The 25,477-nt window shown below is 54.6% G+C and carries 22 protein-coding genes and 1 tRNA gene; 8 read left to right on the forward strand and 15 right to left on the reverse strand.

Translation table 11 applies throughout. The features are described 5' to 3' along the window. Positions 1 to 17: 17 nt before the first annotated feature. Positions 18 to 1,319, reverse strand: a complete 1,302-nt coding sequence (rlmD, locus tag ACUY4S_RS18625) for a 23S rRNA (uracil(1939)-C(5))-methyltransferase RlmD (RefSeq protein ID WP_458023411.1) — start codon at positions 1,317 to 1,319, stop codon at positions 18 to 20. Between the two features lie 56 nt (positions 1,320 to 1,375). Here rlmD and barA point away from each other — a divergent pair, with 56 nt between their 5' ends. Then, positions 1,376 to 4,144 carry a two-component sensor histidine kinase BarA gene (gene barA, locus ACUY4S_RS18630; protein WP_458023410.1) on the forward strand — a complete coding sequence of 923 codons (2,769 nt, stop codon included), beginning with the start codon at positions 1,376 to 1,378 and terminating at the stop codon, positions 4,142 to 4,144. Positions 4,145 to 4,224: 80 nt separating this feature from the next. On the opposite strand, the gene ACUY4S_RS18635 is transcribed toward barA, so the two are convergent. The 8 genes from ACUY4S_RS18635 to syd all read right to left on the reverse strand — a co-directional run bounded on the left by ACUY4S_RS18635 (position 4,225) and on the right by syd (position 12,779). Next, entirely contained in the window at positions 4,225 to 5,364 is a 1,140-nt protein-coding gene (locus ACUY4S_RS18635) for a glycerate kinase (RefSeq protein WP_458023409.1), read from the reverse strand. An 88-nt stretch (positions 5,365 to 5,452) separates the two neighbouring features. Continuing rightward, entirely contained in the window at positions 5,453 to 6,793 is a 1,341-nt protein-coding gene (gene gudD, locus ACUY4S_RS18640) for a glucarate dehydratase (protein WP_312688798.1), read from the reverse strand. Between the two features lie 19 nt (positions 6,794 to 6,812). Further along, positions 6,813 to 8,153, reverse strand: coding sequence for an enolase C-terminal domain-like protein (locus ACUY4S_RS18645; protein ID WP_312688796.1), 1,341 nt, complete (start codon positions 8,151 to 8,153; stop codon positions 6,813 to 6,815). A gap of 2 nt (positions 8,154 to 8,155) precedes the next feature. Continuing rightward, positions 8,156 to 9,508 carry an MFS transporter gene (locus ACUY4S_RS18650; RefSeq protein ID WP_312688794.1) on the reverse strand — a complete coding sequence of 451 codons (1,353 nt, stop codon included), beginning with the start codon at positions 9,506 to 9,508 and terminating at the stop codon, positions 8,156 to 8,158. Between the two features lie 514 nt (positions 9,509 to 10,022). After that, positions 10,023 to 10,472, reverse strand: coding sequence for a flavodoxin (locus tag ACUY4S_RS18655; protein ID WP_312688792.1), 450 nt, complete (start codon positions 10,470 to 10,472; stop codon positions 10,023 to 10,025). Between the two features lie 5 nt (positions 10,473 to 10,477). Beyond that, complete coding sequence (gene truC, locus ACUY4S_RS18660; protein ID WP_312688791.1) at positions 10,478 to 11,272, reverse strand: tRNA pseudouridine(65) synthase TruC; 795 nt, start codon at positions 11,270 to 11,272, stop codon at positions 10,478 to 10,480. Next, on the reverse strand, positions 11,272 to 11,601 hold the full coding sequence (locus tag ACUY4S_RS18665; protein WP_312688790.1) for a YqcC family protein: 330 nt from the start codon (positions 11,599 to 11,601) through the stop codon (positions 11,272 to 11,274). The genes truC and ACUY4S_RS18665 overlap by 1 nt, the downstream gene beginning before the upstream one ends. Before the next feature lie 632 nt (positions 11,602 to 12,233). Then, positions 12,234 to 12,779, reverse strand: a complete 546-nt coding sequence (syd, locus tag ACUY4S_RS18670) for a SecY-interacting protein (RefSeq protein WP_312688789.1) — start codon at positions 12,777 to 12,779, stop codon at positions 12,234 to 12,236. A gap of 69 nt (positions 12,780 to 12,848) precedes the next feature. Between syd and queF the strand changes: the two genes are divergently transcribed. The 5 genes from queF (at position 12,849) to xni (ending at position 19,177) form a co-directional block, all read left to right on the forward strand. Then, a complete protein-coding gene (queF, locus tag ACUY4S_RS18675; RefSeq protein WP_458023408.1) occupies positions 12,849 to 13,694 on the forward strand; it encodes an NADPH-dependent 7-cyano-7-deazaguanine reductase QueF in 846 nt (281 codons plus the stop codon). 90 nt (positions 13,695 to 13,784) lie between these two features. Then, positions 13,785 to 15,149, forward strand: a complete 1,365-nt coding sequence (ppnN, locus tag ACUY4S_RS18680) for a nucleotide 5'-monophosphate nucleosidase PpnN (protein WP_312688786.1) — start codon at positions 13,785 to 13,787, stop codon at positions 15,147 to 15,149. A gap of 449 nt (positions 15,150 to 15,598) precedes the next feature. Continuing rightward, positions 15,599 to 16,888 (forward strand): HAAAP family serine/threonine permease, encoded by a 1,290-nt coding sequence (locus tag ACUY4S_RS18685; RefSeq protein WP_312688784.1) that lies wholly within the window; start codon positions 15,599 to 15,601, stop codon positions 16,886 to 16,888. A 58-nt stretch (positions 16,889 to 16,946) separates the two neighbouring features. Continuing rightward, on the forward strand, positions 16,947 to 18,314 hold the full coding sequence (locus ACUY4S_RS18690; RefSeq protein ID WP_458023407.1) for an L-serine ammonia-lyase: 1,368 nt from the start codon (positions 16,947 to 16,949) through the stop codon (positions 18,312 to 18,314). Positions 18,315 to 18,388: 74 nt separating this feature from the next. Continuing rightward, the gene (gene xni / locus ACUY4S_RS18695) at positions 18,389 to 19,177 is read left to right on the forward strand and encodes a flap endonuclease Xni (RefSeq protein WP_458024232.1); all 789 of its coding nucleotides are present in this window, start codon (positions 18,389 to 18,391) and stop codon (positions 19,175 to 19,177) included. Between the two features lie 33 nt (positions 19,178 to 19,210). Here the strand turns inward: xni and puuE are convergent, their stop codons facing one another. Genes puuE through ACUY4S_RS18710 form a run of 3 tightly spaced genes read right to left on the reverse strand, consistent with a single transcriptional unit; the run spans position 19,211 to position 21,637 of the window. Next, the gene (gene puuE / locus ACUY4S_RS18700; protein ID WP_312688779.1) at positions 19,211 to 20,152 is read right to left on the reverse strand and encodes an allantoinase PuuE; all 942 of its coding nucleotides are present in this window, start codon (positions 20,150 to 20,152) and stop codon (positions 19,211 to 19,213) included. Between the two features lie 31 nt (positions 20,153 to 20,183). Beyond that, positions 20,184 to 20,921: an aspartate/glutamate racemase family protein gene (locus ACUY4S_RS18705; RefSeq protein ID WP_458023405.1), complete on the reverse strand. Its 738-nt coding sequence runs from the start codon at positions 20,919 to 20,921 to the stop codon at positions 20,184 to 20,186. Beyond that, the gene (locus ACUY4S_RS18710; RefSeq protein WP_458023404.1) at positions 20,918 to 21,637 is read right to left on the reverse strand and encodes a GntR family transcriptional regulator; all 720 of its coding nucleotides are present in this window, start codon (positions 21,635 to 21,637) and stop codon (positions 20,918 to 20,920) included. Before ACUY4S_RS18710 ends, ACUY4S_RS18705 begins: the two co-directional genes overlap by 4 nt. A gap of 146 nt (positions 21,638 to 21,783) precedes the next feature. On the opposite strand from ACUY4S_RS18710, the gene ACUY4S_RS18715 reads away from it, so the two are divergent. After that, a complete protein-coding gene (locus ACUY4S_RS18715; protein WP_458023403.1) occupies positions 21,784 to 23,256 on the forward strand; it encodes an NCS1 family nucleobase:cation symporter-1 in 1,473 nt (490 codons plus the stop codon). A 46-nt stretch (positions 23,257 to 23,302) separates the two neighbouring features. Here the strand turns inward: ACUY4S_RS18715 and ACUY4S_RS18720 are convergent. Next, positions 23,303 to 23,379 (reverse strand) — tRNA-Asp (locus ACUY4S_RS18720). Positions 23,380 to 23,514: 135 nt separating this feature from the next. Then, the gene (gene dnaQ, locus ACUY4S_RS18725) at positions 23,515 to 24,246 is read right to left on the reverse strand and encodes a DNA polymerase III subunit epsilon (RefSeq protein WP_458023402.1); all 732 of its coding nucleotides are present in this window, start codon (positions 24,244 to 24,246) and stop codon (positions 23,515 to 23,517) included. Positions 24,247 to 24,298: 52 nt separating this feature from the next. Between dnaQ and rnhA the strand changes: the two genes are divergently transcribed. Continuing rightward, entirely contained in the window at positions 24,299 to 24,766 is a 468-nt protein-coding gene (rnhA, locus tag ACUY4S_RS18730) for a ribonuclease HI (protein WP_505311339.1), read from the forward strand. Here the strand turns inward: rnhA and ACUY4S_RS18735 are convergent. Continuing rightward, a complete protein-coding gene (locus ACUY4S_RS18735) occupies positions 24,763 to 25,470 on the reverse strand; it encodes a class I SAM-dependent methyltransferase (protein WP_458023400.1) in 708 nt (235 codons plus the stop codon). The genes rnhA and ACUY4S_RS18735 overlap by 4 nt on opposite strands. Positions 25,471 to 25,477: the final 7 nt, after the last annotated feature.

Raw genomic sequence — 25,477 nt, forward strand, 5'->3', positions numbered from 1 at the left:
CGACAAGCCGAAATTAATCATTGGTGATCCACAAACAATACCATCGATTCCAGGTGGCCAGTGTGTGGGAACATGTCCAGCATCGCTAGCTGCTGGATCTGGTAACCTGCGTTTAAAAGCGCTTCACTGTCGCGAGCAAGCGTAGCCGGATTACAGGAAACGTACACCACCCGCGCCGGTGATAATTTTATAATATGTTGCATCACACCGGCAGCGCCCGCGCGTGCCGGGTCGAGTAAAATTTTGTCAAACCCACGGCTGGCCCACGGCTGCTTTGTGACATCCTCCTCCAGATTTTCGTGAAAGAATGTCACATTCTGCAAGCCATTCTTTTGGGCGTTTTCCTGCGCTTTCGCCACCAGCCCGGCAACCCCTTCGACCCCGACCACGCTGGCTGCATATTTCGCCAGCGGCAGTGTGAAGTTGCCCATTCCACAGAACAGATCCAGCACCCTGTCGCCTGGCTGCACATCCAGCCATGCCAGCGCACGCGCGACCATTTGCTGATTTACCCTGTCATTGACCTGGATAAAATCGCGCGGACTGAACGTTAAGCGTAGCCCGTCCGAGCTGTACCAGGGAGTTTCTCCGTTAACGTGTTCAAGTATCTCGCTTTGTGGTGCGAGATACAGCGCAAGGTCGTGAGAATGCGAAAACTGTTCCAGTTTTTCTTTATCGGCCGAACTTAACGCGCCGGTATGACGCAACACCATCAGCGGCCCGTTATCCGCATCGACCAGTTCGACATGCCCAAGGTGACGCGCGGCTTTTAACTGCGTCAGGCACTCGCGTAGCGGCACAAGCAATGCTTCAAGACGGCGCACCAAAACAGGGCATTGGCGGATATTTACAATCTCGCTGCCTCCGGCATGACGAAACCCCATATCCAGCTGCTGTGTTTTGGGCTGCCAGCTCAGGCTGAGGCGCGCGCGTCGGCGGTAGGCCCACGGCTCGCCGGCAATCACATCGTTCACTTCGTGCTTCATCAGGCGCGCCAGCGCGGCGCTTTTGCTGCGTTGTTGCAGTGCAACGCTGGCGTGCTGCTGCTGGCAGCCGCCGCACATGCCAAAATGCGGACACTGGGGCAAAACGCGCTCGGGGCTGTCGTTCAGGCGACGTTTCACCTCGCCACGGGCAAACTGCCGTTTGTCCTCTTTGAGGACGATTTCTGCCGTTTCGCCAGGCAGAAGAGCGGGAATAAACAATGCCTTACCGTTATGGCGCGCAACCCCTTGGCCAAAAGGATCGAGGTCGTTTACGGTTACGGTTATTTTCTGACTAGTCGTCACGCGTCGTTTTGCAGAGTAGAATTGCGCCATTGCAGGGAATATCTCTATTACAGATTAATGGCCTAATTCTCCCATAACGGAACTCCATGACCAACTACAGCTTGCGCGCACGCATGATGATCCTGATCCTGGCTCCCACTGTGCTTATCGGTGTGCTGCTCAGCATCTTCTTCGTGGTTCATCGCTATAACGACTTACAGCGTCAACTGGAAGACGCCGGAGCCAGTATTATCGAACCGCTGGCCGTCTCCAGCGAGTACAGCATGACGTTGCAGGACAAAGACGCTATCGGTCAGCTTATTAGCGTGCTGCACCGCCGCCATTCGGACATTGTACGGGCGATTTCGATTTATGACGGGCAGAATAACGTCTTCGTATCGTCCAATTTTCAGCTCGATGGCGATGATCTGAAACTGGCGGAAGGGCAGCCTTTTCCACGCAAGCTGAGCGTGACCCGACACGGCGATGTCATGGTGCTGCGCACGCCGATCCTTTCAGAAGGCTACGTTCCGGCGAATACGGCGCTCCCGGTAGATAGTATTACCGGCAATATGCTCGGTTATGTCGCACTGGAGCTGGATCTGAAGTCGGTCCGCTTACAACAGTACAAAGAGATTTTTATCTCCAGTCTGATGATCCTGTTCTGCATCGGCATTGCGCTGATTTTCGGCTGGCGACTCATGCGCGACGTCACCAGTCCAATCCGTAATATGGTCAATACCGTCGATCGCATTCGTCGCGGGCAACTCGACAGTCGCGTTGAAGGCTTTATGCTGGGCGAACTGGATATGCTGAAAAACGGCATCAACTCGATGGCGATGTCGCTGGCGGCCTACCACGAAGAGATGCAGCACAATATTGACCAGTCCACCTCCGATCTGCGGGAAACCCTGGAGCAGATGGAGATTCAAAACGTTGAGCTGGATCTGGCGAAAAAGCGCGCCCAGGAAGCGGCGCGCATTAAATCTGAGTTCCTGGCCAATATGTCCCATGAACTGCGCACGCCGTTGAACGGAGTGATTGGGTTTACCCGCCTGACGCTGAAATCGGAACTCAACCCGACCCAGCGTGACCATTTACTGACCATTGAGCGTTCAGCCAATAATCTGCTGGCGATCATTAACGATGTGCTTGATTTCTCCAAACTGGAAGCGGGCAAACTGATCCTTGAGAGCATCCCCTTCCCGCTGCGCAATACGCTGGATGAAGTGGTGATCCTACTGGCACATTCCGCTCACGATAAAGGGCTGGAACTGACGCTGAACATCAAAAACGATGTGCCGGATAATGTGATTGGCGATCCGCTGCGTTTACAGCAGGTGATCACCAATCTGGTGGGCAATGCCATCAAATTTACCGAGAACGGCAACATTGATGTGGTGGTCGAAAAGCGCGCCATCAGCAATAACAAAGTACAGGTTGAGGTGCAAATCCGCGATACCGGCATCGGTATCCCCGAGCGCGATCAATCGCGGCTGTTTCAGGCGTTTCGTCAGGCCGATGCCAGCATTTCACGGCGTCACGGCGGTACCGGGCTGGGCCTGGTGATAACCCAAAAACTGGTCAATGAGATGGGGGGCGATATCTCCTTCCACAGCCAGCCGAATCGCGGTTCGACCTTCTGGTTCCATATCAATCTTGACCTCAATCCCAACGCGATAAGCGAAATGCCAGGCACGGGCTGTCTGGCAGGTAAACGGCTGGCTTATGTGGAGCCGAACACCGCTGCGGCGCAAAGTACGCTGGATGTGCTGAGCGAGACGCCGCTGGAGGTGATTTACAGCCCGTCGTTCTCTGCCCTGCCGCAGGAGCACTACGATATTTTGTTGATGGCTATCCCGGTTACGGTGCGCGAACCCCTGAGCATGCAGCATGATCGCCTCGCCAGAGCGGCGGCGATGACGGACTATTTACTGCTGGCACTGCCGTGCCATGCGCAGGTGGATGCCGAAACCCTCAAGCAGGATGGTGCCGCAGCCTGCCTGCTTAAGCCGCTGACCAGCACGCGTTTGCTGCCAGCACTGACGGAATATTGCCGCTCCACGCGCATTGCGCAGACCGCGTTAGCGGATGAAAGCAAACTGCCGATGGCGGTCATGGCGGTGGACGACAACCCGGCAAACCTGAAACTTATTGGCGTATTACTGGAAGATCAGGTGCAACATGTCGTCCTGTGTGAAAGCGGCATGCAGGCGATTGAACGTGCAAAACAGCTACAGTTCGATCTGATATTAATGGATATTCAGATGCCGGATATGGACGGGATCCGCGCCTGCGAGTTGATCCGCCAGCTCCCCCACCAGCAGCAAACGCCGGTCATTGCCGTAACCGCCCACGCAATGGCAGGGCAAAAAGAGAAGCTACTCAGCGCCGGGATGAACGATTATCTGGCGAAGCCCATCGAAGAGGACAAACTGCATAATCTGCTGCTGCGCTACAAACCCGGCCCGGACATCAGCACCTGGTTAACGCCGCCTGAACCTTCCACTGCGCCCACCGCGCCGGAGATTAATTCGGACGTGACCCTCGACTGGCAACTGGCGCTGCGTCAGGCTGCCGGGAAAACTGATTTGGCTCGAGAAATGCTGCAAATGCTGATCGAGTTCCTGCCGGAAATTCGCAATATGGTCGAAGAACAACTGGTAGGCGAAGCCCCGCAAGGCCTGTCGGAAGGTATTCACAAACTCCATGGCAGTTGCGGTTATAGCGGCGTGCCGCGGCTGAAAAACTTATGCCATTTGATTGAGCATCAGTTGCGTAGCGGAGTGCCGGCCGAAGAACTCGAGCCAGAGTTTCTGGAATTGCTTGATGAGATGGACAATGTTACGCGGGAAGCACGCCGACTGATTGGTTAGCCAGCCGGGTCGCGGCGCGACGTGATCCGGCCGGCGGGGAGGATATGGCCGGACAGGCGTTAGCGCTATCCGGCACCGGGTTATAAAGTTTGCCCCGCTTTCAGCACAGCGGCCACATTGCGGGCCGTCATGCGCACATTTTCCCCGGCATTCGCCAGCGCATCATCCAGCGAACACACTTTGTAGATGACGCTGAATACCGCATCGATGCCGTGGTGGTGCACAACCTCCACGTCAGCCGTCAGGCTACCAGCGATGCCAATCACCGGGATCGCGTAACGCTTCGCGACTTTCGCCACCCCTACCGGTACTTTCCCGTGCACGGTCTGGCTGTCGATCCGCCCTTCGCCGGTGATCACCAGATCGGCATCGGCAACGTGCTTATCCAGCGACAGCGCATCGGTCACGATCTCTATCCCCTGGCGCAATTCTGCTTTGCAGAACGCGTATAACGCTGCGCCCATGCCGCCTGCAGCACCGCCGCCCGCCAAATGCAGCACATCCAAATCCAGGTCGCGGGCGATAATTTTCGCATAGTGCCCCAGCGCCTCATCCAGTCGGGCGATCATCTCCGGCGTGGCCCCTTTTTGCGGGCCAAATACTGCCGAAGCGCCCTCTTTGCCCGTCAGCGGGTTGGTCACGTCACAGGCCACCTCAATGCGGCACTCCGCCAGGCGTTTATCCAGCTCGCCAATATCAATGCGTGCCAGGGTTTCCAGTGCGGCGCCGCCCGGCGCAATCTGCTCGCCTTTGTCGTCCAGCAATTTGGCGCCCAGCGCCTGCACCATTCCTGCACCACCGTCATTGGTCGCGCTGCCACCAATGCCAATGATGATATGTTTCACGCCCGCATCCAGCGCATGGCGGATCAACTCTCCAGTCCCCCAGGAGGTTGTCACGCGTGGATCGCGTTTCGCTGGCGGAACGATTTCCAGCCCGCTGGCCGCCGCCATTTCAATAAACGCCGACTTTTCATCGCCAGACAGACCATAAAACGCCTCTACCGGCTCAGCAAGCGGCCCTTTTACCGCCACCTTCACGATACGCCCTTCCGTTGCGGCGACCATGGCCTCGACCGTCCCTTCACCGCCATCCGCAACCGGTATTTTTACATACTCCGCAGTGGGGAAAATTTCGCGAAAGCCGCTTTCAATCGCGGTCGCTACATCCAGAGCACTCAAACTTTCTTTATAGGAGTCCGGTGCGATAACAATTTTCATAAGCCATCCTTACGCATAGTCACTGTCGCAAGCATACACCCGGAAGTCAGCGGAAAATGCCAGCCCCCGCAAGGACTGGCACTCCTCATTAACGCACCATGCACGGACGTTTGTTATCAAACTTCCAGTCCGGGATCAGGTACTGCATCCCCATGGCATCGTCACGCGCGCCGAGGCCGTGTTTTTTATACAGCTCGTTCGCTTTCATCACCTGATCCATATCCAGTTCAACCCCCAGGCCGGGTTTGTCCGGCACCTGCACCATGCCGCCTTTGATTTCAAACGGTTCACGGGTCAGGCGCTGGTTGCCTTCCTGCCAGATCCAGTGCGTATCAATCGCGGTGATTTTCCCCGGTGCAGCTGCCGCGACATGGGTGAACATCGCCAGCGAAATATCAAAGTGGTTGTTGGAGTGTGAACCCCAGGTCAGGCCGAATTCATGGCACATCTGCGCGACGCGCACCGACCCCTGCATAGTCCAGAAGTGCGGATCGGCCAGCGGGATATCCACCGATTGTAACGACAAGGTGTGGCCCATCTGGCGCCAGTCGGTGGCAATCATATTCGTTGCCGTTGGCAGCCCGGTCGCACGGCGGAACTCTGCCATCACTTCACGCCCGGAGAAGCCCTGCTCAGCACCGCACGGATCTTCCGCATACGCCAGTACGCCTTTGAGCTGCTTACCGATGGTGATCGCTTCATCCAGTGACCAGGCGCCGTTCGGATCTAACGTCACGCGCGCTTGTGGGAAGCGTTTTGCCAGCGCGGAGATCGCTTCCGCCTCTTCCATGCCCGCCAGCACGCCGCCTTTCAGTTTAAAATCGTTAAATCCATATTTTTCCCAGGCAGCTTCAGCCAGGCGCACCACCCGATCCGGGGTCATCGCCTCTTCGTGGCGTACGCGGTACCAGTCGCATTTGTCATCCGGCTGGCTCTGGTAGGGCAGCGGCGTTTTTTTGCTGTCGCCAATAAAGAACAGGTAACCGAGCATCTCGACTTCGCTGCGCTGCTGGCCTTCGCCAAGCAGAGAGGCGACGTTAACGCCCAGGTGCTGGCCGAGCAGGTCGAGCATGGCAGCTTCTATCCCGGTCACAACATGAATGGTGGTGCGCAAGTCAAAAGTTTGCAAGCCACGGCCGCCCGCATCGCGATCGGCAAAGCAATTGCGCACGGCGTTAAGGACATTTTTGTACTCGCCCAGCGTTTTGCCAACAACCAGTGGGATCGCGTCTTCCAGCGTCTGGCGGATTTTCTCGCCGCCGGGGATCTCCCCCACACCGGTATGGCCGGCATTGTCTTTGATAACCACAATATTGCGGGTGAAGAACGGCGCATGCGCGCCACTCAGGTTCATCAGCATACTGTCATGGCCGGCAACCGGGATGACCTGCATGGCCGTGACCACTGGAGTGGAAGTAGATGTACTCATTTTTTATCCTTTCTATCTATCAATGACGTCCAAAAACGGGGCGTTTTTTGTCAAACGTCCAGCCAGGTATGAGATATTGCATCGGGCCTGCGTCATTACGCGCGCCACCAGGCAACTTTTTGTATGCGGCGTGCGCTTTTTCAATTTGATCCCAGTCGAGTTCGACACCGAGTCCTGGGGCATCGGGTACGGCAATTTTGCCCTGACGGATTTCCAGCGGCTGTTTGGTCAGGCGCGCGTCGCCCTCTTGCCAGATCCAGTGGGTATCAATGGCCGTCGGCGTGCCTGGGGCTGCTGCGCCCACATGGGTAAACATCGCCAGCGAAATATCGAAATGGTTATTGGAGTGACAACCCCAGGTTAAGCCCCAGTCATCGCACAGTTGCGCCACGCGCACCGCGCCGGAGAGCGTCCAGAAATGGGGATCGGCCAGCGGAATGTCGACAGCGTTTAACATCACTGCGTGTCCCATTTCGCGCCAGTTGGTGGCAATCATGTTGGTGGCGACCGGCAAGCCGGTGGCGCGGCGGAATTCCGCCATTACCTCGCGCCCGGAGAAGCCCTGTTCTGCGCCGCACGGATCTTCGGCATAGGTCAGCACATCATTCAACCCTTTACACAAGCTAATGGCCTCATCAAGCAGCCAGGCCCCGTTCGGATCGACGGTGATGCGCGCATCGGGGAAGCGTTTTTTCAACGCCCGCACAGTGTCGATCTCTTTCTCGCCAGGCAGAACACCGCCTTTGAGTTTGAAATCTTTAAAACCGTAGCGATCCTGCGAGGCTTCCGCCAGGCGTACCACGGCGTCGCTGTTCATCGCTTGCTGGTGGCGCAAGTGATACCACTCGTGCTGCCCCGGCGTGGCTTCGAGGTAGGGCAAATCGGTTTTGGTGCGATCGCCCACATAGAACAGATAACCGAGCACGGTAACGGCGTCACGCTGTTTGCCGGGGCCAAGCAGTTCGCATACCGGCACATTCAACGCCTTGCCTAACAGATCCAGCAACGCCGCTTCCAGTGCTGCTACCGCATTGACGCGCAGTTCAAAGGTCCAGGCGCCTTTGCCGAAAGTATCAAAGTCCGCCGCCTGGTTGCCTTTGTGGACGCGCTGCACCACTTTGTTCAGCCGAGCGACTTGTTGGCCAACCACCATCGGCGTGGCGTCCACCAGCGTTTTATAAATCACTTCACCGCCTGGCGCTTCTCCAACGCCGGTGTTACCGGCGTTATCTGTGAGCACCACAATATTGCGGGTGAACCAGGCATTATGCGCACCGCCGATGTTCATCAGCATGCTGTCATGTCCCGCCACGGGAATGACTTTCATCTCTGTGATAATGGGGCTTGCTTGCGTATTCATTCTTAACGTCCTGTGACAGGTTTCAGTACGATGCGTTTGATGTCACCCACCAGTACCAGATAACTCAATACCGCTACCAGCGCATGGATACCGACATAAATCAGCGCACCGTTAAACGAACCGGTAGTACCCACGATATAGCCGATGGCAATCGGCGTGACGATGCCGGAAATATTGCCAAACATATTGAACAGGCCGCCGCTCAGGCCGCTGATCTCTTTTGGCGCCGTATCGGCCATCACCGCCCAGCCCAGTGCACCGATGCCTTTGCCGAAGAATGCCAGCGCCATAAACGCGATAATCAGCGTTTCCGAGTCCGTATAGTTACAGAACACCATGCTCATGGAGAGCAGCATGCCCAGAACGATAGGGGTCTTACGCGCCATATTCAGCGAACCATAACGACGCATTAACCAGTCGGAAATCACACCGCCCAGCACTCCACCTACGAAGCCGCAGATCGCCGGAATCGAGGCGATAAAGCCCGCTTTCAGGATCGACATACCGCGTGCCTGCACCAGATAAACCGGGAACCAGGTAATGAAGAAGTAGGTCAGCGCATTAATGCAATATTGGCCCACATATACCCCGATCATCATGCGCGAGCAGAGGAGCTGTTTGATCTGGCCCCATTTTTCGGAGAATGGAACGCTCTCTTTGGCGCTTTTCTGATCCATGTTGATCAACGCACCGCCTTCGGCAATGTACTCCAGCTCTTTCTTGTTGACGCCTGGGTGTTGATTGGGCTCGTGGATCATTTTCAGCCACAGCAGACTGATGAAAATCCCTAATCCGCCCATAAAGAAGAAGACGTGCGACCAGCCCACTTCGTGGGTCAGCCAGCCCATGATCGGGGCGAAAATGACGGTGGCAAAGTATTGCGCGGAGTTAAAAATTGCCACCGCCGTTCCCCTCTCCTGCGCCGGGAACCAGGCCGCGACAATGCGACTGTTGCCAGGGAAAGAGGGAGACTCAGCCAGGCCGACCATAAAGCGCAGCGTAAAGAGCGCCACAATGATGCCAAAGCCGCTGAACACGTCCACAAAGCCCTGCAGCAAGGTAAACAGGGACCAGGTGAAGATAGACCAGAAATAGACGCGTTTAGAGCCGAAGCGGTCAAGCAACCAGCCGCCCGGGATCTGGCCAATAACGTAAGCCCAGGAAAACGCAGAAAAGACATACCCCATGCCGACCGGATCCAGACCAATGGCTTTGGACATCTCCGAGCCGGCAATCGACAGCGTGGCGCGGTCGCCGTAGTTGAAGGATGTGACGATAAACAGCATCACCACAATCCAGTAGCGTGCGTTTGTGCGCTTCTCAGCGCCGCTCGCCGTCTGGCTAAATGTACTCATGGTTGTACTCCCGAAGCATCAATGTTCATGTACATTCATCCTGTACGGCACAACCTGTAGGGGCAGGCAGGATGATGTCTGTGTTTTTGCAGTTTCCCTGCCGGGTCGCTATCCCATGCGGACTGCATTTTTTTAACTGGCGAGAAAAAGTATAAAAAGCGGCCTGGTAACTCTCACCGTGCAACACCACAACATTCTGTCACCCCTGCCCGGCGGTTTATGGCATTAGCCCAGGCGTATGGGGAGTACCTCACGGAAATGAAAACTGATCGCGTCGCGGAATGGTCAAAAGCCAGGCGGTTTTAAAAAATGTGAAACGGGTCGCTTGACCCCGTGGAAATGCACGTCTTTTTGCCGATGATGAACGAAAAATACGGGGCGTTTGCCTGAAACTTACTCGATTCAGTTTGCGCATAATGAGGTGGCGCTATCACCCTGCGGAGCGCCTGACGACAATGATGGAAGGGTATATATAAATAGGGGGCTTCCCCTCCCTGAAGGGAGAGGAGAATGATTATTTCAGTAGCGTTGCCCAGTGTTCAACCCACGGATTGGCGACGCTCTCCGGCTCGGGATCTTCACTGGCGTCGATCATCAGTACCTCGCCAATGCGCTGCGCACCCTGTTCCTGTAATAGCGCATCGAACTGCTTACCGCCGCCGCAAAAATGAGAATAGGTACTATCGCCCAACGCGATCATACCGTAACGCAGCGCCGGCTGGTGGCCGACCTTATCGCGCAGATGGTGAAACAGCGGCGCGATGCTATCCGGTAAATCTCCTTGCCCGGTGGTCGAGGTCACTACCAGCGCATATCGCCCCTGATTATTGTCCCAGTCCGCCGCCGTAGGATCTTCATATACCGTTGCGTTGTGCCCTTGCGCCGTTAAGATCGCCTGCGCCTCTTCTGCCACCAACAGCGAATTGCCGTACATGGTGCCCACAAAAATGCCAACGTCCGCCATGATTTTCACTCCTTGGATAAGTCCAGACTGCCCTCATCCTGACCGCTCAGCACAGAGAACTCAACCCGTTCATTCTCAGGGAGAAGTCCCCGCCACCCGAACTGCGACAACGCATGCATCCAGATATCATCCAGCCCGGCGCGTAAGGTTAACGGCTCACCAGTAAACGGATGCTTAAGCGTTAACTGACTGGCATGGAGCATTAAACGCTGACAGCCAAAATGCTCAGCCGCACTGCGGTTTTGCCGTAAATCACCGTGTTTACTGTCGCCAATAATCGGATGGCGCAAATGCGCCAGATGCCGACGCAATTGATGCTTGCGCCCGGTTTTCGGCTCAAGTTCTACAAGGCCGTAACGGGTCGTCGGGAACTTGCCGGTAGCGACGGGCATTTCGGTGGTTGCCAGCCCACGGTAATGCGTTACCGCAGGCTGCGGGCCTTTATCAGTGCGGGCGAATTTGTCCGCCACTTTATCCAGCTCTTCAACCAGCGGATAATCCAGCAGCGCCTCTTCCATTAGCCAGCCGCGCACGATCGCATGGTAGCGTTTCTGGATCCGGTGTTGCTCAAACTGTTGTGCGAGCAAACGCCCCGCTTCGCTGGATAACCCCATCAGCAAGACGCCGGACGTTGGTCTGTCGAGACGGTGCGCAGTGAAAACGTGCTGGCCAATTTGGTCGCGCACCGTTTGCATTACCACCACTTTCTCATCGCGATCCAGCCAGCTACGGTGCACCAGCCAGCCCGACGGCTTATTGACCGCGACCAGCCATTCATCCTGGTAAATGATTTCCAGCATCAGGTTTCGTCGTCGTTAAACAAGGCATCGAGCTGCTGCAAGTGGTGCAGCATAACGTCGCGATGAGGATGGGCCGCATCCAGCGCCATCTCATAATAGGGTGCAATAGCGAATGCTTGCGGCAGCGGCTGCCCGCTGTCCAGCAGGGCATGCATGCGCGGGATCAAAACCCACTGCAGCCACTCAAACGGCGCGAGCGTGTCCATGCAAAAGGGTTGGGTACTGGCGAAAGCGCTGGCATCAGGCACGGTGCTTTGCCATAAATCGTGTTCGCGCAACTGGGTTTCAAGAAGCTGGAGCTGCTGGCGCACGTGGTCATGAAGAGTCATATCTCCCCCGATATAAAACAAACTGGCGCGCAGGATACCAAAGAGTGAGAGAAATAAAAAAAGGGAGCACTGTAAAAAACAGTGCTCCCGGTTCGTTTTGCAGCAGTCCAGCTACCTATTGTGCTCCCTGCTCATCCTTGACAACTTTTCCTGTGGTCTCCTGACCAGTTCATCCTTAAACAGCGCATCATGCTCACACCACCCCGATGTGACATAGCCTTATCCTTAAAGCGTGTCCCTGATCTTCCTGATCCGCCGTGCATCCTGATCGGCTCACATTCTCCGTCCTGGAGGTGTCCTTTACGCTTACCTGCGTTTTCCTCTCGCCTCGTTCCTGAGACCTTCCTTGCAGCACCTTCTGGTGTGTCCTTCGAAGCAACATCATCCTGATGTACGCTTCAGCGTCGCACTCCATGTCGACAGAGATAGAATCCCCCATTACGGCCTGTCTTACAAGGAGACTGAACGCAAATAATCCAGTGAAAGAAGCCACTAAAAGCAGGGGTTATAAGATTAATCTACTGATATTAAATAAGTTAATAAGAGATGGCGCAGAGAATAAAAGGGATTAGAACAGGCGATCTCCTACAGGTCGTGTAAGAGATCTCTTACAAGGGGAGTAGTATAGTGGATTACACAACGGGTTCGAGTTGACGCAAAAAATCCGCCAGGGTGGGTGCAAGAACAACCCGTTGCCGCGTTCCCAGCGTTTCTTTGATGACCTCGCCGCTCAGGTTGCAAAGCGAAATCACGTCCCACTCGCTATTGAGCGTGGCAATAAAAAGTGTAGGCGAAAGTTTGAGTCTTTTCTGCGTGACGAGGTGACCAATCAGGTTTTCCTGAACACGCAGGAAGTCCTCTTCACTCCAGGTTTGCAGCAACGTCAGGCTTTCCGTTGCGAAACGCGCCGTCATATCACCGGCAAATTGCGTGGTATAGAACGCGTGGACCGCAGGTTGTATCACAATATCCATTGCCTGTTCAATCGGGTTTACATTTCGCCCAGGCGGGAACGGCTGTGGCTGCCAGAAAACACGATCGGCAGTGGAAGAAATGATGCACGGAGAAGGTACGCCATAAAGCTCCTCGCTCTGTGGCCAACTGCCGTGTTGTTCATGCCACGCGTCACAATAACGTTGGGTAAAGGCTTCGAGGGCCAGCGCCGTCTCTTTTTCCACCGATTTCTCTCTTCACATAAGCCAGGATAAACTCTGTCGCATAGTTTACCTGCAAAATGGCGATGAAACATGTCTTCTTATGATAACCACCAGGCGCTGTCTGGCCTGACGCTTGGCAAAGCCACCGATTACCGCGACATCTACGACGCCACGCTGCTGCAGGGCGTTCCCCGCTCGCTGAATCGCGATCCGCTGGGGTTAACAGCCGATAATCTGCCCTTTCACGGCGCAGATATCTGGACGCTGTACGAACTCTCCTGGCTGAATGCGAAAGGGCTACCGCAGGTCGCGGTGGGCCATGTGGAACTGGATTACGCCAGCCTGAATTTGGTGGAATCAAAAAGCTTCAAGTTGTACCTCAACAGCTTCAACCAGACCCGGTTTGCGAACTGGGATGAGGTACGCGCCACGCTGGCGCGCGATCTGAGCGCCTGCGCGCAAGGTGACGTTACTGTCGCGCTTTACCGTATTGATGAAATGGAAGGCCAGCCGATTGCTCACTTTCATGGAACCTGCATTGATGACCAGGATATTGAAATCGGTAATTACGATTTTGACGCTGCATTACTCCGCGATGCAGCAAGCGGAAAAGTGGTCGAAGAGACGTTGGTCAGCCATCTGTTAAAATCCAACTGCCTGATTACCCACCAGCCTGACTGGGGATCTGTGCAAATCCAGTATCGCGGGGCAAAAATCGACCGTGAAAAATTGCTGCGTTATCTGGTTTCATTCCGCCATCACAATGAGTTCCATGAACAGTGTGTGGAGCGTATTTTCACGGACATTCAGCGGTTTTGTCAGCCGGAAAAACTGAGCGTGTATGCGCGTTATACCCGTCGCGGTGGGCTGGACATTAACCCCTGGCGAACCAACACCGATTTCGTTCCGGCAACCGGGCGACTGGTGCGCCAGTAAAACATTCCGTGCGCGGGTTGTTAAACGTCATAAGCCAGGGCTATTGTAATCATCAGGGAAGATAAAATTTTCGTCCCGTAAGGAGTTCACTTGATTACACATATTAGCCCGCTTGGCTCAATGGATATGTTGTCGCAGCTGGAAGTCGATATGCTTAAACGCACGGCCAGCAGCGACCTGTATCAACTGTTTCGCAACTGTTCGCTCGCTGTACTGAACTCAGGGAGCCTGACAGATAACAGCAAAGAGCTGCTGTCCCGCTACGAAAGTTTTGATATCAACGTGTTGCGCCGTGAACGCGGCGTGAAGCTGGAACTTATCAACCCACCGGAAGAGGCCTTTGTTGACGGCCGGATTATCCGTTCGCTACAGGCCAACCTGTTTGCGGTATTGCGCGATATTCTGTTCGTGAATGGGCAAATCAGTAACGCCGGGCGGTTCCAGCATCTGGATCTGGAAAGCTCAATCCATATTACCAATCTGGTCTTCTCCATTTTACGTAACGCCCGTGCGCTGCACGTTGGCGAAGCGCCGAGCATGGTGGTCTGCTGGGGAGGTCACTCCATTAATGAAACGGAGTACCTTTATGCCCGCCGCGTCGGTACGCAGCTTGGCTTGCGCGAGCTGAACATCTGCACCGGTTGCGGGCCAGGAGCGATGGAAGCGCCCATGAAAGGTGCCGCCGTCGGCCATGCGCAGCAGCGTTATAAAGAAGGCCGTTTTATTGGCATGACCGAACCGTCAATCATTGCCGCTGAACCGCCAAACCCGCTGGTCAATGAATTGATCATCATGCCGGATATTGAAAAACGTCTGGAAGCGTTTGTGCGTATCGCTCACGGGATCGTTATCTTCCCAGGCGGCGTAGGTACCGCAGAAGAACTGCTTTATTTGTTGGGGATCTTAATGAACCCGGCGAACAAAGATCAGGTTCTGCCGCTGATCCTTACCGGGCCGAAAGAGAGCGCTGACTATTTCCGCGTGCTGGATGAATTCATCGTCAATACGCTGGGCGAGGCCGCGCGACGCCACTACACCATTATCATTAATGATGCGGCAGAAGTGGCCCGCCTGATGAAAAAAGCAATGCCGCAGGTGAAAGAGAACCGCCGCAACACTGGCGATGCTTATAGCTTCAACTGGTCGATTCGTATTGCGCCGGATCTGCAGGTACCTTTCGAACCCACGCACGAGAATATGGCGAACCTTAAACTCTACCCGGACCAACCGGTGGAAGTGCTGGCGGCAGATCTGCGCCGTGCCTTCTCTGGCATTGTGGCGGGTAACGTGAAAGAGATGGGCATCCGGGCGATTGAGGAGTTCGGCCCTTACAAAATTCACGGCGACAGCGAAATGATGCGCCGCATGGACGATCTACTGCAGGGCTTTGTCGCCCAGCACCGTATGAAACTTCCTGGCTCCGCCTATATTCCCTGCTACGAAATATGTGCCTGATCGACAAGGGCGACCAATAAGTCGCCCTTATACCTCGGATTTTTCTCTCGCAACAATCAAACGCCTTTATAAGCTATTCGTATATTTCAACTGGCCATAATGTTGATAAATCACTGCAATTGAAGCGTTTAATAGCGGTTTTATCCTCTTTGCTGAGTGAGATTTCGATCGCAAATCTGGCTGACGGACGCCTTCTCACCCATAAATCCCACATGATGATCGTAATCCAGTGAGATGGTCTAAATATATCCACATAAAAGGTAGATTATTGCAATTGCGATCCTGATCACTGATAGAGTCATAACATAAATGTATCTTTCCGCCGCCAATAGTTACGGAAAGAAATTATAAAAAAACCGTAATTGACCAAATTTAATATTACCGTTGACGTTGCTGGTGTTCTTTTTACCCGTGATGACAGCATTTTGCTTTTCCCAGGAGATTTATAAATGGAAACGACTCAAACCAGCACGCTCGCTTCGACAGAAACGCGCAGTTCGTGGCGGAAGACCGACACCATGTGGATGCTGGGCCTTTACGGCACCGCGATCGGTGCGGGTGTTTTATTCCTGCCAATCAACGCCGGCGTTGGCGGACTTATCCCGCTGATAATCATGGCGATTATTGCTTTTCCAATGACCTTCTTCGCACATCGTGGCCTGACCCGTTTTGTGCTTTCCGGTAAAAACCCGGGCGAAGACATCACCGAAGTGGTAGAAGAACATTTCGGTATTGGTGCAGGTAAGCTGATTACCCTGCTCTATTTCTTTGCTATCTACCCTATTCTGCTGGTGTACAGCGTGGCTATCACCAATACGGTCGACAGCTTTATGAGCCACCAGTTGGGCATGACGCCGCCGCCGCGCGCTATCCTGTCGCTGATCCTGATCGTTGGCATGATGACAATCGTGCGTTTTGGCGAGCAGATGATCGTCAAAGCGATGAGTATTCTGGTATTCCCGTTTGTTATTGCCCTGATGTTGCTGGCGGTCTACCTGATCCCGCAGTGGAACGGCGCGGTGCTGGAAACCCTTTCCCTCGGTAGTGCTTCTGCGACCGGTCACGGTCTGTGGATGACCCTGTGGCTGGCGATTCCGGTAATGGTGTTCTCCTTTAACCACTCCCCGATCATCTCCTCTTTTGCAGTAGCAAAACGTGAAGAATATGGCGTTGAAGCGGAGCGCAAATGCTCACGCATTCTGGCATTCGCACACATCATGATGGTGCTGACGGTCATGTTCTTTGTGTTCAGCTGCGTGCTGAGCCTCTCTCCGGCAGATTTGGCCGCAGCGAAAGAGCAGAACATTTCAATCCTTTCTTACCTGGCAAACCACTTTAATGTGGAGCTGATTGCCTGGATGGCGCCGATCATTGCCATGATCGCCATTACCAAATCCTTCCTTGGCCACTACCTGGGCGCGCGTGAAGGTTTCAACGGTATGGTTATTAAGTCGCTGCGTAGCAAAGGCAAAACCATTGAAATTAACAAGCTGAACCGCATTACCGCGCTGTTTATGCTGCTGACGACCTGGGCGGTCGCAACATGGAACCCAAGCATTCTGGGGATGATCGAAACCCTCGGCGGTCCGATTATCGCGATGATCCTGTTCCTGATGCCGATGTACGCCATCGCCAAAGTACCGGCAATGCGTAAATACAGCGGCCATATCAGCAACGTATTTATCGTTATCATGGGTCTTATCGCTATCTCCGCGATCTTCTTCTCCCTGTTCAGCTAATCTTTTTCGCGCCGTCTTTAACGGGCGGCGCGTTCCTCTTTGCAATGGATAATGCGTCATGATCAGCGTATTCGACATTTTTAAAATCGGCATTGGCCCCTCCAGCTCGCATACCGTTGGCCCAATGAAAGCCGGTAAGCAATTCACAGACGATCTGATTGCCCGCAGCATGTTGCACGACGTCACCCGCGTAGTGGTGGATGTTTACGGCTCGCTCTCACTGACCGGGAAAGGGCACCACACCGATATCGCCATCATTATGGGCCTTGCCGGAAACCTGCCGGACAGCGTCGACATCGATGCGATTCCAGGGTTCATTCAGGACGTTAATACGCATGGCCGTCTGCTGCTGGCGAACGGTGAACACGAAGTCGAGTTTCCGGTCGATCAGTGCATGAACTTCCATGCCGATAACCTCTCGCTGCATGAAAATGGTATGCGTATTACTGCGCTTGCCGGCGAGAAGGTACTTTATAGCCAGACTTATTACTCCATCGGCGGCGGATTCATCGTTGATGAGGCCCACTTCGGACAAACCTCCAGCGATCCGGTAGCAGTACCGTACCCGTACAAAACGGCGGCGGATCTGCAACAGCATTGCAAAGAGACCGGTTTGTCACTCTCTGGCCTGATGATGCAGAACGAACTGGCGTTGCACAGCAAAACTGAGCTGGAGCAGCACCTGGCCCGCGTATGGGAAGTGATGAGCGGCGGTATCGAACGGGGCATCGTCACTGAAGGCGTATTGCCGGGTAAACTGCGTGTTCCGCGCCGTGCGGCCGCGCTGCGACGTATGCTGGTTAGCAGCGACAAAACCACCACCGATCCGATGGCGGTTGTTGACTGGATCAATATGTTCGCGCTGGCGGTCAATGAAGAGAACGCCGCGGGTGGCCGTGTCGTTACCGCTCCGACTAACGGCGCTTGCGGGATCGTACCGGCCGTGCTGGCGTACTACGACAAGTTTATCCGTCAGGTTAATGCTAACTCGCTCGCGCGTTATCTGTTGGTGGCCAGCGCTATTGGTTCACTGTACAAGATGAATGCGTCGATCTCCGGGGCCGAAGTAGGGTGCCAGGGCGAAGTTGGCGTAGCCTGTTCTATGGCGGCGGCGGGCCTGGCGGAACTGCTCGGCGGCAGCCCGGCACAAGTCTGTATTGCGGCGGAAATTGGCATGGAGCATAACCTGGGGTTAACCTGTGACCCGGTTGCCGGCCAGGTGCAAGTGCCTTGTATTGAACGCAATGCGATCGCATCAGTAAAAGCCGTGAACGCTGCCCGTATGGCACTGCGCCGTACCAGCGAGCCGCGCGTCTGCCTCGATAAAGTTATCGAGACCATGTACGAAACCGGTAAAGATATGAATGCCAAGTACCGCGAAACATCGCGCGGCGGCCTGGCAATGAAAATTGTGACCTGCGATTAATCCTGCCCGAAATGCCTCGTTTTGCGAGGCATTTTCCCGATCACGCCCCGATTCATAGCGCCGATTTGCTTGCAATGTTACCCTTAGCCCCGATTTTAAGGAGGGTTTCTGTGGCACATCTGTTAATTGTCGACGCACTCAATCTCATTCGCCGAATTCATGCTGTACAGGGATCGCCCTGCGTGGATACCTGCCTGCACGCGCTGGCGCAATTGATTGTGCACAGTCAGCCCACGCATGCCGTTGCAGTGTTTGATGATGAAGCCCGTAATCAGGGCTGGCGTCACCAGCTTTTGCCCGATTACAAAGCAGGCCGCCCGCCGATGCCAGACACACTGCATGCCGAAATGCCCGCTCTGCGCGCAGCCTTTGAGCAACGCGGCATTCGCTGCTGGGCAACCCCGGGTAATGAAGCAGACGATCTGGCTGCTACGCTGGCGGTGAAAATGGCGCAGGCCGGGCAGCAGGCAACCATCGTCTCCACAGACAAAGGCTACTGTCAGCTGCTTTCTCCAACAATCCGTATTCGTGACTATTTTCAGAAACGCTGGCTGGATGCGCCTTTCATTGCAAAGGAGTATGGCGTCACGCCGCAGCAGCTACCGGACTATTGGGGACTGGCGGGCATCAGCAGTTCTAAAATTCCCGGCGTCGCCGGTATCGGGCCAAAAAGCGCCACCCAGCTGCTCAGCCAGTTCCCTACACTGGAGGCACTGTATGAGCACCTGGATGAGGCCCCTGAAAAGTGGCGGCATAAGCTGGCGCAGCATAAAGCGATGGCGTTCACCTGCCGGGATGTAGCGCGATTGCAAACTAACTTGCAGCTGGACGGCAATTTACAACAGCTCCGTCTGGTGCGTTAAACGCCCGCGGCCAGCGGGCAAATGCCCGCCAAATCACCCCTGAAACGGGTGGTGTTGCACCCAGTGTTCGGCAATGTCCTGGCGGCGGCAGATCCACACATCGTCGTGGCTTTGCACATAATCAAGAAAACGCTGTAACGCCCTGAATCGCCCGGGGCGACCAAGCAAACGGCAGTGCATACCAACGGACATCATCTTCGGTGCGCTTTCTCCCTCTTCGTACAGCACATCAAAGCTGTCTTTCAGGTAGGTGTAGAACTGCTCGGCGGTATTGAACCCTTGCGCGGTGGCAAAACGCATATCGTTAGTATCCAGCGTATAGGGGACGATCAGATGGGGTTTGCCCGCTTCAGTGGTCCAGAAAGGGAGATCATCACCGTAATAATCGCTGTCATAAAGAAAATCGCCCTGCTCCACCACCAGCTTGCGGGTATTTGGGCTGTCGCGCCCGGTATACCAGCCAAGCGGCCTTTTACCGAAAAGCGCATGCAGGATCTCAACCGCCTGCTGCATGTGCTGCCGCTCGGTCTGGATATCCATATCCTGATAATGGATCCAGCGCCAGCCGTGGCTGACCACATCGTAGTTTGCCGCTTTGATTGCCTCGACAATCGCCGGGTTGCGTGCCAGCGCCATCGCCACGCCAAAGACCGTTAGAGGCAGACCACGTTTTTGAAACGCTTCATGGATGCGCCAGAAACCGGCGCGGGAGCCGTACTCATAGAGTGAGTCCATCGACATATGGCGTGCCGGGTAGCTGGCAGCGCCAATAATGTCTGACAAAAACTGCTCCGAACCGTTATCGCCATGCAGCACATGATTTTCGCCGCCTTCTTCAAAGTTAAGGACAAACTGAACCGCAATACGCGCTCCGCCAGGCCATTGAGCATGGGGCGGCTTACCCGCGTAGCCTGCCATATCGCGCGGATAGTCAGCGGTAAAGTGCCAGAAAGGTTTGTCCGTTGCTGCTTGCATGCTGATTTGACCTCTTTATACAGGGCCGCTTTCAGCAGAGATTTTCGAAACATCCGGAAAGCGGCTTTTTATTGGGATACGCGAGATCGCCATATTTACTGGTCCCCAGGCCAAGCGCGAGAAGGGATTCCACCATTTTCACCGCTGCCGTGACACCATCAATGACCGGGATCCCCAGCTCTTGGGTCAGCGCATCCGCGAGATCCGCCATACCGCCGCACCCCAGCACAATTGCGCCACTGTTATCTTCCCGTTTCGCTTGTATACAACGTTCGCGTACCTTTTTCTGTGCAAGGCCCGTGCCATCTTCCAGCGCCAGCACAGGTAAATCGATGGCATGCACAGCGGCACAGTGGTGTTCAAAGCCATACTGACGCAACAGATGACGGGCAATGATCACTGTGCGCGGTAGTGTCGTTACAATCGAAAAGCGCGTCGCCACCAGCGTCGCCATATGCATTGCCGCTTCGGCAATGCCCACCACAGGCCCGGTAGCCGCTTCGCGGGCGGCCAACAAACCGGGGTCACCAAAACAAGCAATAACGTGCCCCTGCGCCCCCTGCGCTCTCCCCTGTTTGATCTGCTCTAATACCCCGATGGCAGCAATTGTCTCATCGAAATGGCCTTCAATGGACTCCACACCCTGGGTCGGACAGCTGGCGAGGATTGTCGTGCCGGTTGCCGCCACACGTCGTGCTGCCTGGGCAATGGTCCGGGTCATTTCCGGGCTGGTGTTAGGGTTGATAACTTGTATACAAAACGCGTTCATTCGTGTTCTCCCGGTGTGCCGAACAGGCGGGCAAAATCAGGTAGTGTCTCTCCACTGCGCTCAAAGCGCAGGCTGGACAGAATATTATCGAAGTGATGGGACATGGCGTGACTCAGCGCCGGCAAATCTTTATTACGCAGCAGCGTGATGAGGTGATCATGGTCGTCGCAGCGGCACCCGCGCTGCCAGGGCGCACCCCAGGCGGCAATCACCAGCGAAGAACGCTGTGCCAGCGTGGTAATGATATCGGTCACTACCGCGTTACCGGAAATGGCCTGAAGTTGAATGTGAAAAGCAGCGGAGTGGCGGATTGCTGCCGCGCCATCGTGGCTGTGGTGCGCCTCTTCTTCCTGCGCAATGATCTTCTCCAGCCCGGCAAGATGCGGCGGCTGTAAATGTTCCAGCACCTGCGCCAGGTTTGCGCACTCAATCATCTTGCGGGTGGTAAAAATGGCTTTCGATTCTTCAACGCCTGGGTTGGCGACAAATGCACCACGCCTGGGCGCCATGGTGATCATTTGCACTGTCGCAAGGCGCGTCAGTACTTTACGAATGCCGGTTCGGCTCACACCAAAAACCTCGGCCAGTGCCTCTTCCGGCAATTTGCTTCCCGGTGGTAATTGATGCTCAACAATGGCGGTCATCAGCGACTGCCAGATGAAATTCTCTTTATCTTCCAGATCTGATGGGGTCTGTAGCCCCGCAGGATGATTCATTGCGCCCTTCCTTTATTACTCAGCCGTTCCATTTTTGTATACATCATTAATTTATTTTGTATACAAAAAATTAAAACCTGGCCTGGTTAATGCAACGTGAGCCCACAGACACACCGTCACTATCTGTATGCAGAGGAGCAGAATCCATGCCAAATCTTGAACCTAATTACGATGCACGTTATAGCCCGCGCCTGACGAATGATGATTTGGCGCCGACCCGCAATCAGAACTGGAGCTGGTACAACATTTTCTCTTTCTGGATGTCCGACGTGCATAGCATGGGCGGCTATGTGGTTGCCGCCAGCTTCTTCGCCCTCGGACTGGCCAGCTGGCAGGTGCTGATCTGCCTGCTACTGGGGATCTGTATTGTGCAATTGTGCGCAAACCTGGTCGCTAAACCCAGCCAAATGGCGGGCGTACCTTACGCGGTCATTTCTCGCCAGGCATTTGGCGTATTCGGCGCCAATATTCCTGCCGTCCTCCGTGGCTTAATCGCTTTTGCCTGGTACGGTATTCAAACCTATCTGGCGGCAAACGCGCTGATGCTGGTAATGCTGAAGTTCTGGCCTGCCCTCGCGCCAATGACTCAGGGGCATTTCCTTGGGTTGTCGCATCTTGGCTGGGTGTGTTTCTCCATCATGTGGGTATTACAAGCGCTGGTGTTCTGGCATGGGATGAGTGCGATAAAACGCTTTATCGATGTCGCCGGACCGGCAGTCTATGTGGTGATGCTGGCGCTGGCGGGCTGGATCCTTTACCAAACCGGTTTTGATGGCATCTCATTTACCCTGGCCAGCAAACAGCTGACCGCAGGTGAACAAACCTGGCAGATGATCACCGCAACAGCGTTGGTGGTGTCTTATTTCTCCGGTCCGCTGCTTAACTTTGGCGACTTTTCACGTTACGGCAAGAGCATGCAGGAGATCCGCCGCGGCAATCGCTGGGGACTGCCGTTTAACTTTTTACTGTTTTCGATTGTGACTGTGGTGATCGTGTCCGGCACCCAGTCGCTCTTTGGCAAGATGATCACTGATCCGATTGAAACGGTAAGCCATATTGGCAACAGTCTGGCAATGGCGATTGGCCTGCTGACCATGATCACCGCGACCATCGGCATCAACATTGTTGCTAACTTTGTCTCACCAGCTTTTGATTTTTCTAACTGCTCGCCACAAAAAATCAGCTTCCGCACCGGCGGGATGATCGCGGCAGTCGGTTCAGTCCTGTTGACGCCGTGGAATCTGTTTCAGTCACCGGAACTTATCCACTACACACTGGATGTACTGGGGGCATTTATCGGGCCATTGTTTGGCATTCTGTTGGCAGATTTTTACCTGATCAAACGCGGGAAAGTGTTTGTTGATGATCTTTTCACCGTATCACCGCAAGGCCGCTACTGGTACAAAAATGGCTTCAATCCAAAAGCCATTGCGGCACTGGTACCGGCAGTCATTATTGGCCTGGTGATCAGTTTTATTCCGGCCTTGCATGAGGTGGCCAACTTTAGCTGGTTTATCGGTGCGTTCCTCGGCGCGGGTTGCTATCGCTGGATGGCGCGCCATGAACGTGAGAGGGTAAGCAGCGGATTTAGCGCGCAGCAGGTAGCCGTGAAGGAGTAAAAACGACGAAGGCCTGAATCATTACTGATTCAGGCCTTCTGAATAGTGGCGGAACGGACGGGACTCGAACCCGCGACCCCCTGCGTGACAGGCAGGTATTCTAACCGACTGAACTACCGCTCCGCGTTGTGTTCCCTTCAGGGAACGAGGCGCATATTACGTATTGCGCCATGCGCCGTCAACGCTTTTTCTTTCGTTTTAAATCGTTTGCTGCAAAAATCGCCCATGTCGCGTTTTTTACTGATATTACAATGCGATTCAGCCACGCCACAGGCAACTTCCGCCTTTCTTCTGCACTAAATCGAGGCGGGATTCATGGGCTACTACCTCCTCATCACTGGCAAAAACAACGCGCAACTTACTTGCCTGGCGGACAACACGCTGGATACCCATTTCCCCTGCCTGTGACTGACCTTCGCCTTCCATCGAAAACTTCATCGATGTCTGGCCGCCGGTCATCATCAGATAGACATCAGCAAGGATTTGGGAGTCAAGTAACGCCCCGTGCAGTGTACGTTTGCTGTTGTCGATTTCGTAACGCGAGCAGAGTGCATCCAGGCTGTTGCGCTTGCCCGGGAACATTTTACGCGCCAGCGCCAGGCTATCGGTAACTTTGCAGAAGGTTTCGGTCTTAGGGATCCCGCGATTCAGCTTGCTGAACTCATAGTCCATAAAGCCGATATCAAACGATGCGTTATGGATCACCAGTTCCGCGCCGCGGATATACTCAATAAACTCATCGGCAATATCGGCAAAGGTCGGTTTATCCAGCAGGAATTCGTCGGCAATACCGTGAACGCCGAACGCTTCCGGATCCACCAGCCGATCGGGTTTCAGGTAGATATGGAAGTTATTTCCCGTCAGTCGACGGTTCACGACTTCCACGGCACCGATTTCAATAATTTTGTGCCCTTCATAGTGGGTGCCGATCTGGTTCATACCGGTGGTTTCGGTATCGAGGACGATCTGTCGTGTAATTGCAGTGCTCATAGCGGTCATTTATGTCAGACTTGTCGTTTTAAACACAGGAAGTCTACCAGAGATGCTTAAACAGGTAGAAATTTTCACCGATGGATCCTGCCTTGGCAATCCAGGCCCTGGTGGCTACGGTGCGATTTTACGCTATCGCCAACATGAAAGGCTCTTCAGCGCGGGTTATCGTCTCACTACCAACAATCGCATGGAGCTAATGGCGGCGATTGTGGCGCTGGAAGGGTTAAAAGAGCATTGCGAAGTGGTGCTCAGCACAGACAGCCAGTACGTACGCCAAGGGATCACCCAGTGGATCCACAACTGGAAAAAACGCGGCTGGAAAACAGCCGATAAAAAGCCGGTCAAGAATGTCGATCTCTGGAAGCGGCTGGATGCGGCGCTCAGCCAACATCAAATCCGCTGGGAATGGGTCAAAGGCCATGCCGGGCATCCAGAAAACGAACGTTGCGATGAGCTGGCGCGGGCAGCCGCAATGAACCCAACCCAGGAAGATGTGGGCTATCAACTCGAAAGCTAAGACTGGCGGGTCGCGCCGACCGTCTGCCGGACGTGCGGTTTGTTACGGCTCTGCTTCATCGGATTTAGCGTCAGGGGAATTGTGCGTTTGCGGGCCACAATCAACTGCATGCACCCCAGAGCAGGTAAATGCGTGCTGAGCAGTTTCCCGCCAGATTTGGTCCAGGGCAGCACGCGAAAACCGCTATAATGTAACACCTCGAAATTCAGCAATGATAGCCAGTCCAGCTGGCGCATCAGAGTGAACATCCGGCTTTTTACCGCCGGATTACGGCGCACAAACGGGATGGTTTTGCTGAGCCCAAGCAGGCTGATGGGGTTGAAACCACTCAGCACTACCCAGCCATCATCAATCAATACACGGTCGACTTCCTGTAACAGGCGGTGCGGATCGGTACACCAGGGCAGCGTGTGCGCCAGCAGGCAGGCATCGATCGATTTCTCTTCAAAGGGGAGATGCAACGGATCGGCTCTGACTTGCGCCGGCTCGCCAGCCAGTGAGACATTCACCTGATGGGAAATAGCGCAACTTTCGACATTGATTTCCGCGCTAAGATTACCGATTTTAAGTAAATGAAATCCGTACATTTTTGCCAGCCATGGCTTAAGTTCACCTTCCAGGGACTCGCGGTACCAGGCGCCTTTGGGTATGTCGCCCCAGCTTGCAGGTGCTACGAATGTTCGAGGAGTCCTTGCCGGTTTCATCACAACC

Source organism: Kosakonia beeri (assembly GCF_054165705.1).